Source organism: Streptomyces sp. NPDC051740, assembly GCF_044453165.1.
Lineage (GTDB): Bacteria > Actinomycetota > Actinomycetes > Streptomycetales > Streptomycetaceae > Streptomyces > Streptomyces atrovirens.
Map to the genome: position 1 here is coordinate 101,983 of NZ_JBITCL010000003.1, position 12,623 is coordinate 114,605.

Consider the following 12,623-nt stretch of genomic DNA (forward strand, 5'->3'; position numbering starts at 1 on the left):
CCGATCGGCCCTCCGGGATCCCTCACGGGCTCAGCACTCGGGAACGCGCAGGGCCAGGAGGGCCACGTCGTCGTCGTTGTCGGTGGGGCGGACACGGCGGAGCAGCTGGTCGGTGAACGAGGTGAGGGGGCGGTGGGCGAGGGCGGCGGCGTGCTGGCGCAGCCGGTTCAGCCCTGTGTCGAGGCTCTGGCCGGGTGCTTCGATGAGGCCGTCCGTGTACAGCACCAGGGTGGATCCCGGCGGGAGCAGCGCCGTGGCGTCGGGGCGCCGCAGGCCCGCCTGGGTGCCCAGGAGGATGCCGTGGCCGTCGGTGAGGTAGCTCGCCAGGCCGTCCCGGCTGATCAGCAGCGGCGGAGGGTGGCCCGCGTTGGTCCAGGACAGCTGCCAGTGACCGTCGTGGGCCGCTTCGATCCGGCCGAAGATCATGGTGGCCATGGTGACGTCGGTGATGTGCTGGATCGCCTCGTCGAGCCGTTCGACGACGCGGCTGGGGGGCTCGTGCTGGGACCAGGCGTAGGCGCGGAGCATGTTGCGGACCTGCGCCATGCCGGCCGCCGCCTCCAGGTCGTGGCCGACGACGTCGCCGATGGCCAGGGCGGTGGACGCGTCGGCCAGGGGGAAGGCGTCGTACCAGTCGCCGCCGACATGTGAGGCGTCGGGTGCGGGCAGGTAGCGGACGGTCATCTCCAGGCCCTGGACGCCCGGCATCTGGGGCAGCAGGTGGTTCTGCATGGTCTCGGCCACCTTGCGCTGGCGCTGGTAGAGGCGGGCGTTGTCCAGGGCGAGGCCGGCCCGGCGCGCGACGTCCTCGATCAGCGGAAGGTCCACGGGAGCGAAGGCCGCCGGAGTCTCGGTACGGCCCAGGGTGAGCGCGCCCAGGACCGCGCGCGGGCTGCGGATGGGCGCGATGGCCGCGGAGTGCATCCCCGTGGCGTGGAACAGGCGGCCCTGCTCGACCGCGATGCCGGAATCCGGGGTGCCCTGGTAGGTCTGCGGACCGGCCAGGGTGGAGGCGACGCCGCGCAGGGCTCTGGACAGGGGCATCGGGGATTCCTCGGGAATCGGTGGCATCGGTCCCTGCATGTCCTCGTGCCGCACCAGTGTGTCGCCCTCGGCGTGGACCACGACGGTGCGCCACACCTCGTCATGTTCGGTGATCAGGTCGATGACCACCCAGTCCGCCAGCCGGGGCACGACCAGGGCCGTCAGCCGCCGCAGCGCCTCGTCGACGTCGAGAGTGGAGGTCAGCTGCGCGGTGGTCTCGGCCAGCAGTGCCAGCCGTTGCAGTTCCGACAGCGACCGGGCCGTCGGCTCCGGTCGCGGGCCGGGGTCCCGTGGGTGCTCGGGGGTGTGGAAGACGACGAGTGTGGCGGCGCGATGGTCGCCGATGTCGTATGGGGTGATCAGCCAGGAGATCGGCAGCACCGAACCGTCGGCGCGTGCGAAGTAGTCCTCGTCGCCCTGGGCCGGGCGTCCGGCGTGGAACGCCTGTCGCATCGCGCATTGGGTCCTCGGCAGCTGCTGCCCCTGCGAGTCCCGGTGCAGCAGGTCGTGCGCGTCATGGCCGAGGAGCTCTGCGGCGGACCGGCCCAGCAGTTCCTCGGCGCGGGCGTTGACGGCGATGATGTAGCCCTGCTCGTCGACGACGTAGGCGCCCGCGCCGACGGCTTCCAGCGCGGCGGAAGCGGTCGGTACGGACAGCCCGTGGACCTCTCTGCGCTCCGACCCTGTCATCGTGACCTCCTTGCCTGCCGGCCGACGCCCCGCCCGCCGCCCGTGTGCCCGGCCGCATGTGCCTTCTCCCACTTTCACGCTTTCCCCATATGCCCATGTGCGGGGAGATCCCACGTCGTCCGACGGCTTCGATGAAGTTCGCTCCGGTGAAGCCGGGCAGGGGCACCGCGCCTGACGCACCTGGCGCGCCCGGAGCCCGCGCGGAAAATGACGGGCGTCCACTGTGTCCCGGGGGGTAGCGTCCCGATGACATGGTCCGGGGGTACCGCTCCCGGAAGGACGGAGACGGAGCATGACGGGCGAGGACGTGGTCGGGCTGTTCGCCGACGAGACCCGGGTGCGGGTCTTCGCCGCTGTGGCGCTGGGCGCTACGAGCTCCGCCGAGGTCGCCGAGCGGACCGGGCTGCCGGCCAGGAAGGCCCTCGTCGCGCTGCGGCGGCTCGGGGAACGGGAGGTCGTCGCGGCGGGCGCCGACGGACTCGCGGTGTCCTACGACTCGCTCCGCCGCCTGGCGCGCGAGGCGGCCGGGCCGCGGCCCGCGCACGACCACGGCACCGGGGACGAACGGCTCGAGACGGTGCTCCGCACGTTCGTACGGGACGGACGGCTGGTGAAGCTGCCGGCACAGTGGAACCGGAAGAAGGTCGTACTGCGCCACATCGCGGAAAGCACCTTCGAGCCGGGCCGGGAGTACGCGGAGAAGGAGGTCGACGAAAGGCTCCGCGCCTGGTGCGGAGGGGACCGAATCGACCATGTGACCCTGCGCCGGTACCTCGTCGACCTGCACCATCTGCACCGGAGCGACGGCGTCTACCGCCGTCCGGCCGAGGACGACGTCCGGCTCGTCGCCCGGTCCCGCTGACCCCCGGAGCGTCGGCGGGGCGCTTTCTGTCGTGCGGGGCGCCCCGGAAGGCATGTCCGTCACCGCTGCGGAGGCAGCGGCCCGGCAGACCGGACACGGCGAGGTGCCGGACGCACGGGGATCAGGCATCCTCGTCGGCACGACCCTCCCCCGCCATGTGCCGCCGGACCAGGGCGTGAGCGAGAATGATCAGGACGACCGGCATGAGAGCCCCGGCCCGGGCGGGACGCAGCCCGACATGGCGGGCGAGACCGGGGAACGCGCCGACGACGCGGCGCAGGGCGGGGTCGCGCATCCGGTCGGTACGGCTCTGCACCACGTCCCACCACAGGCCGACCGGAGTGAGGCAGGTGGTGGAGAAGAGCGTGTGGAAGGTACTGACGTCCATGAAGGACGGGGGTGGCGGCGTTTCCGGCACCCTCGAGCCGTACACGCCCCGCACCCGTCCGGTGCCGCCGGTACGGGCCGCACGCCGGCTCGCGAGAACCGTTGACGGGCCGACGGGTTCTCCCGGTTACCAGTTGGGTGGCATGTCGGAGCCGAAGCGGCCGCCGGCCGGGCGCTTCTCGAAGTGGAGATGAGGGCCGGTGGCGTTCCCGGTGGAGCCGACTTCTCCGACTTTCTGGCCGGCCTTGACCGAGCCCCCTTTCACGGTCTGCTCGGAGAGGTGGCAGTAGTAGAAGTCGAACCCGCCGACGCGCAGCACGAGGAAGTCGCCGAAACTGCGGTCGTGTCCGCCGCGGACGATGGAACCGTCGCGCACCGCGACACAGGGCTTTCCCTTCGGGGCGGCGTAGTCCGCGCCGGTGTGACGGCCCAGGCTCCAGTGGGGCCCCTTCTTCCCGTAGGGGGTCGTGACGCCGTGCTCCGGTACGGGAGATGCGACGCGGGCACCATCAGGGGTCGGCGTCGCCGTCGGGACGTGGAGCCGGTCCCAGCTCGCCTTGCCCGGAATGCCGTTGGCATCGGCTCCCTCGAACCCGATCTTGTGCTGCCAGGCGGCGTACGACTGCTGGTCGGCATCGGTCCACTCGGGGCCCGGACCTGTCCGGTACTTCCCGCACCCTTCCGCCACCAGGCGTTTGCCCATCGAGGCGATGACGGGGCTGCGTTGTCCCTTGTGGAAGAATTTCACTCCTGGGAATGGCGCCGTCGCGGGCATGGCCCTCTCCTTTCCGTGGGACTCGGCAAGGCGCCGGAATGACGGTGCGGGATCGTCTGTCGAACGCGTGGGATGTCACCGTACCGGCGCCGGAAGCGGTCGATCGGCGTGGAGGCCGGTAAGGAGTGACCTGCCGGTCGGCACAGCGGCGCTCCCGCTCGGGAGCCACGGGTCCTTCCCGGATCGTGTGCCGCTGACTGTCGCAGCCGCTCTTCTTCCACCATGCGCCCGGTGGGAGTGGTGTGCAAACCCGGGAACCACGCCGGCCCACGGGTTTTCTGACGGGCCGTCGGCCGGTTCCGTTCCCGGGATCCTCCGGCACGACGCCCGCGGCACCTCAGACGTTGGGGACGGCCAGCCTGTCCCAGCTGAACCGGCCGGGAACGCCGTCGGCGGAGCCGCCTTCGAGACCCAGCTTCCGCTGCCAGGCGGTGTAGGACCTCACGTCACCCGGTCCCCACACGTCGATGCCGGTGCCGGACGTGTAGCGGTTGCAGTCTTCGGCGACGAGTCGGCCGTGCATTTCCGCGATGACGGGCGACTTGTGTCCCGCGCGGAAGAACGACGCCCCGGGAAACGGCTCGAACCGGGGCTCGTCCGGGGGCGGTCCGGGCGGCCGTGACACGAACGCCGGCCAGGAACCGGGGTCGACATGGTCGTTCTCCGGGACATGGGCGTGGGCGTACCACCCGCCCCGCGACCTCCACTTGTCGGCCGGACACGTATGGCGGGACAGAGAAGTCGGAGGACCCATGGGCCAGACGTCCGGTACGTTCCAGGAGCTGATCCATGCGTGGAGGTCGTCCCAGCCCTCGCAGGGGGTGTCGACCAGCCTTGCGAACACCTTGCCGTCGACTCGGCAGTGGGGGAAGAACAAGGCCTCGATCTGGATGACCACCTTGCCGGCCCGGTTGGTACGAGTACCACCGGCCGTGTCGGACAGGGCTTTGCTGCGGGAGGTGGCGGGGAAGAACTGGGCGAACGTTCCGGTGAAGGGGTCCCAGAGGATGTGCGGAGCCCGGCCTTTGCCGCCGCCGGTGAAGAAGCCCCTGAGGTTGCCGAAGGGGACCAGATCCAGGGGAGCCTCGGCGTCGGCCTCCCTGTCCGCCGTGATGTGCGCGATCGCCCTTGCCGGGAACTCGGGGTCACACGGCGCATGGTCCCCGACGTCCGCCTTGAGAGCCCGGGGCATCCATGGGTGGGGCATGACGGGATCCTTCCCTCTTCGCGCCGCACATGGCTGTGGGGTGCGGCGGGGGTGAAAGGGGGAAGCGGGCGCCGGGGCGGACAAGAAGCCCCGCGGCAGGCCCTCCCCCACTTCCCACGATGCGTCTGCCGGGGGCCCGCGGCAAACGGGCGGGACGATCGGCGGCAGCGTCCGCGGCTTGATGTTCCCGTTGCGGGATGCGCCGGGCAGGTGAAGAGTGGATTCGTATCGGCTGCGCATTCTTCCGGCTTCGCATTTATCGAAGCCGCCGCCGAGGGGAAGAATAGCCGACGGGCCGAAGCATCACAGCGCACAGCCTATCGGGGACCATCATGGCCAGAATCTCCCGGCGGTATGTCTTTCACGCGGCCAACGCCTCCCTCCTGACTGCGGCGCTCGCGTTGCCGGCCGGTATGACGATTGCCGTGCCGGATTCCCGGAGTCCGACCGGGGGCGCCGTCGCAGCCCCCGCCCAGACCACAGAACCCCCGCCGCCCCCTCCTTCTCCGCCGAGCGATCCCACCGACGAGGACACAGCGCCTCCCTCCACTCCGCCGACGACCGAGCCGAGCGATTCCGGCAATTCCACGGACCCCCCGACGTCTCCCACCCCCACGCCGGACAAGACGCCTGAGGACTCACCGCCATCGGATCCCGGTGAAACGGACGGGCAGACACCCGAAGACCCGTCGGATCTGGAGACGGAATCCAACGAGGTGACGACGTCCCTGAGCGAGGAGAAGGAAAAGGTCCCCGAGGAACTCGCGCCGGTTGTGGACACCCTGATGGACATCGTCAGCGCCCTCGACGCCCCGGAGACGTTGCCGCAGGACAGGGAGGGAATCATCGAGAGCGCCGAGAACCTGACCACCGCGCTGGAAGTCATCAGTGATCCGAGGACCCCTCCCGAACTGCGGAAACAGTTGACCGCGCTGGTGAAGCAGGTGACCTCCACGCTCAAGGCGGTCAACAGCCCCCGGGTGCCGCCCGAAGAGCGGTCCATGCTCATCCTGGTGGCCAAGCGGACGACATCCACCCTGGACATCATCTGCGACCCCAAGACGCCACAGGAGCTGCGGGGACTGCTGATCGCCGTAGTGGACGATACGCACTACGCCTTGGAGAGAAGTCCGGACGGCACGCAGTCCGGTTCGACGGACGGGAGCCAGAGCCCGGACAACGACCAGGGTCCGGATGAAAGCAAGGGCCCGGACCAGGACCAACCGACCGCGATGCTGCTGGGCGCCTCTTCGGAGATCATGCACGACCGGAGGACGCCTCCGAGGGAACGGGAAAAGCTGGCGAAAATCACACAGCAGGTCAGCTCGTTGCTGAAGAAAGTCACCGACCCGAAGACATCACAGGAGAAGCGGTCCGAAGCCAAGAAGAAACTGGATGAGCGAACCACTCATATGAAGGAACAGCAGGAGGAATCCGCGTCCGCCCAGGACCGCCCGGAGGAGTCCCTCGGCAAGGCGGCCGCGCTCTGCACCAGTGCCATATTCGAGGCCGCCCCGGAGTCCAGCATCATGCGCGGGCTGGAGAAGCTGGTGCCCGCACAGTGGGAGGACGAAGGGGTCAAGGACTTCTACAAGGCGAAGGAGAAGAGCAAAGAGCAACTCGACGTCCTCGCTCAACTGCGGAACAACGAGGACTCCCAGGCCCCGTTCGATGTCGTACCGCTCGTCACCGCACTCGCCGAGATCGTGCCGCGCGACAGGCTGTTCGGGGATCTGAGCGGTTCGGCTTTCTATTGCCAGCAGACCGCCTCGTACCTCGACGAGGAGTTCGGCATCACCGTGGGCACCTGGCTCACGCGGACCGGCGGGTGACCGGGTCACGCCCCCGCGGATCCCAGCAGTTCCGCCACGGAGACCTCCGAATCCACCCGGGCCTTGGCGGCACCGTACCTTTCCAGTTCCCTCCTTTCCTCCTGGTAGTCACCCAGCCCGGAGTAGTCGAAATGGAGTGATGAAATGGAGGAGATGAACCGCCCCTCCGGAGACCAGACAGCCGTCACATAGCGCGGCTTGCGTGTCACATTGATGAGGTTGTTGTTGTGCCGCACCCTTCCGCGATATATGAGTTGCTCCCCGCATATCGCCGGCGGACAGTAGTAGCCACCGTTCTCATCCCATGAGGGATGGGCGAGCCTGAAATCCTCCACATCGACCTTGCCTCGGTCCTTCCTCATGTACGAGATCTGAAATTCAACACTCACGGTGTCGTATCCGGCGTCCTTGGGGAGCTGGAAAACACGTTTCATGGAGTATTCCTGTCCCACGTCGAGCGAGCTGCCGGATTCGGAGAACCGGCCACTGCTTATCGTGGTGTATCTGAGTTGGTCGACGTAGAGCTCAGCTTCTCCCTCGCTCCTCCCCTGCTGCCCCACACTCTCCCTCCACTCCGCCGTCAGATCCTCCTCACCACGAGAATAAGCCGCCCCCCTGCCGCGCACCGTGTAGATATCGTTGACGATGTATACCGGGATTCCCCCCGTGTTCTTCATGTACAACGTCAGCGGGACGTGCACATACGGGACGTTGCGGTCCTCCCACGCCTTCCCGAATTTCACCTTCAGACTGAAGTGCATGGGGGCCGCCGCAGGCTGATACATGGTGGAATAAGCGAGGCTGACGGCCGTCAGGAGCGCCGTGGCGACCACCCCGGCCGCGAATTTCTTGGGGTGCGGGACACACTCCCACGATTTTTCACGAACAAGAAGGAACAGTGCCCACAGGGACCAGCACAACAGGGGCATGTAGACCAATATGTGCTGCGTGTACTCCCTCTCCTCGAGCCAGAGGAAAAGGAGGAGGCTGTCGGTGGCCAGCACAATGAACACCCCGAGCAGGACAATTGCTCCGGAGGCCCTGTAGTACCGCCTTCCCCAGTAGTCCCGAGCCGCTATCGCCGCCACTCCCTGCACCACGCCCGACAGGACGAACAGAAGACCGGTGATGCGTTGTGCGAAAGTGAGGGCCCCCGAGGCGTCCGGCCATCCGATGACCGCGCTGAAAGCCATGGAGACAAGCAGTCCGGCCATCATGAGCGACATGACCGTGCGTCTCCTCCAGGCCCGGTCGGGCCAGGTCCTGCTGTCACCCCCGCGCCAGGATACGGACGACGGATCATCCAGGTCCGCGTTCTCCGGATAACCGAAGCGGCCGAGTATTTTTCGCAGTTCGTCCGGCGACCAGGCGCTGCCGACCGTCTCACCGCCGATGGTGACCCGGCGAAGGCCACGGCTGTCGGGCGGCTCCACGACGGCCCATGGACGGATGCGCATGACCCCAGACTCGGACCCGGGTCGGCGTGGTGCACCCGGAGCTACCCCGTTCGGAAGGAAGCCGGAGAGGTCTCCGTGTCACCCGCACGGGCGGAGCGACCGGGCGGGAAGCACGATGTCCGGACGATGTGACAGGCGCCCCGCCAGGTCGCATAGGACAGTAAGACCATGAACCGTCACCGACGCCCGCCCCGGCGTGCCCCGTGGATCGCAGGCGGCGCCGCTGTGCTCGTCCTCGGTGGCATCGGGGTATGGGCGCTGGTGGCGCAGGACGGCGGCACGCCCGGTCCCACGCCCTCGGCCTCGAACGACCTGTCCCTTCCGACGCTGAACCCGTTGCCGTCCTGGACGTTCACGACGGAGCCGTCGGGCACGGCCCGGGGGACGCCGACGTCCACGCCGTCACCCGGGCCGACGGCGTCCCGGCCCGGTCAGCCGACCCGGCCGGCCCCGCCGAGCCGGCGGCCGACGACCCGGCCGGCGCCGCCGGCACAGCGGCCGACCGGCCAGCCGTTACCGCCGGCGCTGCGGACGACCGAGCCGGCGCCGCCGGGTCAGAGGCCCACGACCCGGCCGGCGCCGCCCAGCCGCCGGCCGGTGCCCGACCGGACCGCAACCGGCGCGTCGGCTCTGCGCACTCCGGAGGCGGGACCGACAACACCACCACCACCGACGCGGTCCGCGGCGTCCCGGCCCTCACCCGGCTCCCCGACGCCCGCGTCCTCGCCACGGTCCGCGACACCTGAACCCCCGCAGCGGCCTACAACACCCGAACCTTCGGCAGAGTCCGTCACGCCCAAGCCTCCGAGGAAGTCCGCGACACCCGGATCCCCGTCGAAGCACGCCATGCCCGAACCCCCGGCGAAGCCCACCGTGCCCAAGCCTCCGACGAAGTCCGCGACGCCCAAACCCCCGTCAGAGCACGCCACACCCGAACCCCCGCCGAAGTCCGCAACGCCGAAGCACCCGGCATCGCCCGCCCGCCCGGCGCCGACCCGGACACCGACGACGCGGCCGGCGCCCTCGAAGCACGTATCGACGCCGACCGTCATGTCACCCGGGCCGACGCCCACGGCCGGTGGCGGCAAACGGGTGACCACCACGTGGTACACCTCCCCGGCCGCGACGGCCGCCGCCCACCGCATGGCGGACGCCGGCGCGGTCGGTGACCCCGCCTGCTCGATGGCGGCCGTGGGCCAGCCGGACCCCGGCCTGGTTCCGCGGAACAGCCGTATCGGTATCGGGCACCACGGCACGTACTGGTGCCTGGTCTGGTGAGGCGGCTGCCGTCATCCCGTCGGTGCTCCGAGCACGTACGGGGACAGGATGTCGGCCACCGTCCGGTTGCGCGGTACGGGGACGCCGAGCCGGGCCGCGAGGTCGGCCACTCCCCCGCTGAGCCAGGGCAGCTCGAGACGGTTGCCGTTCTCCAGGTCGTTGTGCATGGAGGACGTCATGTCCGCGGGCAGCGTGTCGCAGAAGGCCAGTTGGCGCTCGGCGAACATGTCGTCCAGCGCGACACCCGAGGCCTGCGCGAGCGCCACGGTCTCCTCCATGATCTCGCGCAGCAGTGCCCGGGAACGCTCGTGGGAACGGACGACACCGATGGGCCGGCGGATGGTGGTCGTGGTGGCCGACAGTCCGACGAGGAAGACGAACTTCTCCCAGATCACCCTGTCGATCTCCGCACTGGTCTCCGCGTCGATGCCCGCCTCACGGCAGGCGGTCAGAAACCGCCGTACGACGGACGTCTGACTCGGGTGGCGGGCGCCGAGGACCATTCTCTGCAGGGCGCTGTTGTGCCTGACGACGCCGGGTTCCTCGATGAAGGACGAGATGAAACACGTTCCGCCCAGGACGGAGTCCGCGGGCAGGTGACGGCGGAGGATGTCGTCCTTGTGCACCCCGTTCTGCAGCGAGAGCACGGGGGCGTCCCCCGCCTTCGAGGAGGCCAGTTGCACGGCGATGTCCTCGGTGTCCCAGAGTTTCACGGCGACGACCACCAGGTCCGTGGGACCGAGTCGGGCGACGCTGTCGACGGCCGGGCCGGGCGAGGTGCGCACGTCCCCAGCGGGCTGCGGACCAGCAGCCCCGAGCGGCGTACGGCCTCCAGATGACGGCCCCGGGCCACGAACGTGACCTCGTGGCCCGCCGCGGCCAGCCGCGCTCCGAAGCAGCCACCGACTCCACCGGCTCCGACAACCGCGACACGCATGGGTGACCGCCTCCTCGTCAACTGTTCCGAGGATGATGGCGATCGGCCCCGGGCCGGTCACCGCGTAGGCTGCCCTCGGCACGGAAACGGCTGGGTGGGGGATCACATGACGGCTGGAACGGTCCCGAGGTGGGCATCGGCTCTCGATTCGGTGGTGGTGTACGCGCAGGGCGCGCTCTGCCGCCGCCTGGCCCGGGGCACGGTGCCGGAGGGCGGACGCGTGCGGGTGGCGGGACTGCCCCGCTCGCTGGACCCGGGCTCGTTGCGGGCCCGCGTCGCCGGAGCGTCCGGGGTGCGCGTCACCGGGGCCCGGGTGGAGGTGGAGGCCGAACTCCTCGGCACGGAAGCGTCCGACGAGTTGCGGCGCGAAGAGGAGCGGCTGCGCGACGACTGGGCGGCGGCGCGGGACCGCCGGGACCGGCAGCTGGGTCTGATCGAGGAGGTCGGGGCGCTCCGTCCGGTGCCGCCGGCCCGCAGGCGGGACGACCCGCATCGCCGTACCCCGGTCGACGCGTGGCTGGAGCTCTCCGAGTTCGTCGACGAGCGCCTGACCGGACTGCACGGCAGGCTCCGTGAGCTGGAGGAGGAGCTGCGCCGGGTCGAGCACGAGCTCACGGTCGCCGTGGACAGGCTCTCCCGTGCCTCCACCGACGCGCCCTCGGCACCGGTGGCCGGCTCGATGTGCGCGGTCCTGACGCTGGACGGCGCGGACGGCGCGGAGGTGGAGCTGGAGGTGGAGTACGGGGTACCCGGCGCCGCCTGGGTGCCCGCCTACCGGCTCACCCGCCGGGAGGGCGAGGACGACGGGTCCCTGGTGCTGCGGGCCTCGGTCGCCCAGCGCACGGGTGAGGACTGGACCGGTGTGCGCATCGCCCTGGCCACCGCCGATCTGCGCCGTCGCACCGACCTGCCCCGGCTCCGCTCGGTCCGCGTCGGACGCGGTCAGTCCGCCCCCGCGCCTTCGGGCTGGCGTGAGCACCCGGCGGGGCTGACCGATCTCTTCGCCGGTTACGACACGGCGGGTCCCCGCCCCGGCACGAGGGCCGCGCCCGGGGCTGTGGCCGGTGCCGCGGCTGCTCCCGTTCCCCCACCGCCGCCCGTCCCGCTCCCGGAAGGCGCCTCCCCGGCGGCCTTCGGCGGCGCCGTGGCGCCGGCCCGGGCCCGGCCGGGCGGCGGGCCGCGTACCGCCGCGCGGCCCGCCGCGCCCGGCGCCGCCCCGGCCGCTCCCGCGGCCTTCGGGGCGGCTCCGCCGCCGCCCGCCGCGTCCTCGGCCCTCGCGGCGTCCGCGCCGCCGGTGCCCGTGGCCGGTCCGCCGCAGCCGGACGGCGCCGAACTCGACTACTCCGCGCTCGTCCTGTGCGGCCCGGACGAGCCGGGCGGCCGCCGGGGCAGGCTGTTCCCCGGCTCCGGCTCCGGCTTCGACCCGGTGACCGCCGAGTACCGCCGCCGCGCCGAGACGGTGGGCGCGCTGCCCCTTCCCGGACACGCCGTGCGGCCCCGCGAGTCGGCGGGTTCCTTCGACCACCGGTTCGATGCCGCCGCCCCCGCCGACATTCCCTCGGACGGCACCTGGCACACCGTCACCGTCGGCGAGATCCCGGTCGGCCTGCGCACCGAGTACATCTGCGTTCCGTCCGTGGAGCAGACCGTGTACACGACGCTGGTGCTCTCCAACGCCACCGATCAGGCCCTGCTGGCGGGCCCGGTGGAGGTCACCGTGAACGAGGAGTTCCTGCTGACCGCCGCGCTGCCCACGCTCGCCCCGGGCGGTGTGTCCCGGGTGGGGCTCGGACCGGCCGAGGCCATCGGGGTCACCCGCCGGGTGAATCTGCACGAGTCGACCGCGGGGCTGCGCAACAACGTCACGGTGCTCGACCACCGCGTCCACGTGGAGCTGGCCAACCGGCTTCCGGTACCCGTCTCCGTGGAGGTGCGCGAGCGCGTTCCCGTCACCTCCGACGCGGACATCCGGATCGAGGAACGAGCCGACTGGACGGCGCCCGAGGGCGGCACCGGCCCGGAGCGCCACGCGCCGGGCACACGCCTGTGGCGGATCGAACTGCCCGCCGGCGGCACCACCGCTCTCGACGGCGGCTACGAGATCCGGATCCCGGCCGGCAAGGCCCTTACCGGCGGCAACCGCAGGAGCTGACC

Annotated in this window: 10 protein-coding genes and 2 pseudogenes; 5 read left to right on the forward strand and 7 right to left on the reverse strand. The window is 70.6% G+C overall.

Annotated elements, in window-relative coordinates:
* Nucleotides 1-30: 30 nt before the first annotated feature.
* A complete protein-coding gene (locus ACIA6T_RS06220; RefSeq protein ID WP_399445383.1) occupies nt 31-1,734 on the reverse strand; it encodes a SpoIIE family protein phosphatase in 1,704 nt (567 codons plus the stop codon).
* Between the two features lie 292 nt (nt 1,735-2,026).
* On the opposite strand from ACIA6T_RS06220, the gene ACIA6T_RS06225 reads away from it, so the two are divergent.
* Nucleotides 2,027-2,596: a DUF2087 domain-containing protein gene (locus tag ACIA6T_RS06225; protein ID WP_399445384.1), complete on the forward strand. Its 570-nt coding sequence runs from the start codon at nt 2,027-2,029 to the stop codon at nt 2,594-2,596.
* Nucleotides 2,597-2,717: 121 nt separating this feature from the next.
* Here the strand turns inward: ACIA6T_RS06225 and ACIA6T_RS06230 are convergent, their stop codons facing one another.
* From ACIA6T_RS06230 to ACIA6T_RS06245, 4 genes and pseudogenes are all read right to left on the reverse strand, one after another.
* Entirely contained in the window at nt 2,718-2,984 is a 267-nt protein-coding gene (locus ACIA6T_RS06230; protein ID WP_399445385.1) for a hypothetical protein, read from the reverse strand.
* 126 nt (nt 2,985-3,110) lie between these two features.
* Nucleotides 3,111-3,416 (reverse strand): M23 family metallopeptidase, encoded by a 306-nt coding sequence (locus ACIA6T_RS06235; RefSeq protein WP_399445704.1) that lies wholly within the window; start codon nt 3,414-3,416, stop codon nt 3,111-3,113.
* A gap of 96 nt (nt 3,417-3,512) precedes the next feature.
* A pseudogene (locus ACIA6T_RS06240) lies at nt 3,513-3,755 on the reverse strand (peptidoglycan-binding protein); the annotation flags it as partial.
* A 340-nt stretch (nt 3,756-4,095) separates the two neighbouring features.
* Nucleotides 4,096-4,965 carry a peptidoglycan-binding protein gene (locus tag ACIA6T_RS06245; RefSeq protein WP_399445386.1) on the reverse strand — a complete coding sequence of 290 codons (870 nt, stop codon included), beginning with the start codon at nt 4,963-4,965 and terminating at the stop codon, nt 4,096-4,098.
* 332 nt (nt 4,966-5,297) lie between these two features.
* Between ACIA6T_RS06245 and ACIA6T_RS06250 the strand changes: the two genes are divergently transcribed.
* On the forward strand, nt 5,298-6,797 hold the full coding sequence (locus ACIA6T_RS06250; RefSeq protein ID WP_399445387.1) for a hypothetical protein: 1,500 nt from the start codon (nt 5,298-5,300) through the stop codon (nt 6,795-6,797).
* Nucleotides 6,798-6,802: 5 nt separating this feature from the next.
* On the opposite strand, the gene ACIA6T_RS06255 is transcribed toward ACIA6T_RS06250, so the two are convergent.
* Nucleotides 6,803-8,254, reverse strand: coding sequence for a hypothetical protein (locus ACIA6T_RS06255; RefSeq protein ID WP_399445388.1), 1,452 nt, complete (start codon nt 8,252-8,254; stop codon nt 6,803-6,805).
* A gap of 251 nt (nt 8,255-8,505) precedes the next feature.
* Between ACIA6T_RS06255 and ACIA6T_RS06260 the strand changes: the two genes are divergently transcribed.
* Together ACIA6T_RS06260 and ACIA6T_RS06265 are read left to right on the forward strand one after the other, a co-directional pair.
* Entirely contained in the window at nt 8,506-9,000 is a 495-nt protein-coding gene (locus ACIA6T_RS06260) for a hypothetical protein (protein WP_399445389.1), read from the forward strand.
* Between the two features lie 346 nt (nt 9,001-9,346).
* A complete protein-coding gene (locus tag ACIA6T_RS06265) occupies nt 9,347-9,532 on the forward strand; it encodes a hypothetical protein (RefSeq protein ID WP_385195996.1) in 186 nt (61 codons plus the stop codon).
* Between the two features lie 11 nt (nt 9,533-9,543).
* Here ACIA6T_RS06265 and ACIA6T_RS06270 read toward each other — a convergent pair.
* A pseudogene (locus tag ACIA6T_RS06270) lies at nt 9,544-10,469 on the reverse strand (ketopantoate reductase family protein).
* 106 nt (nt 10,470-10,575) lie between these two features.
* Here ACIA6T_RS06270 and ACIA6T_RS06275 point away from each other — a divergent pair.
* Nucleotides 10,576-12,621, forward strand: a complete 2,046-nt coding sequence (locus ACIA6T_RS06275; RefSeq protein ID WP_399445390.1) for a DUF4139 domain-containing protein — start codon at nt 10,576-10,578, stop codon at nt 12,619-12,621.
* Nucleotides 12,622-12,623 lie beyond the last annotated feature (2 nt).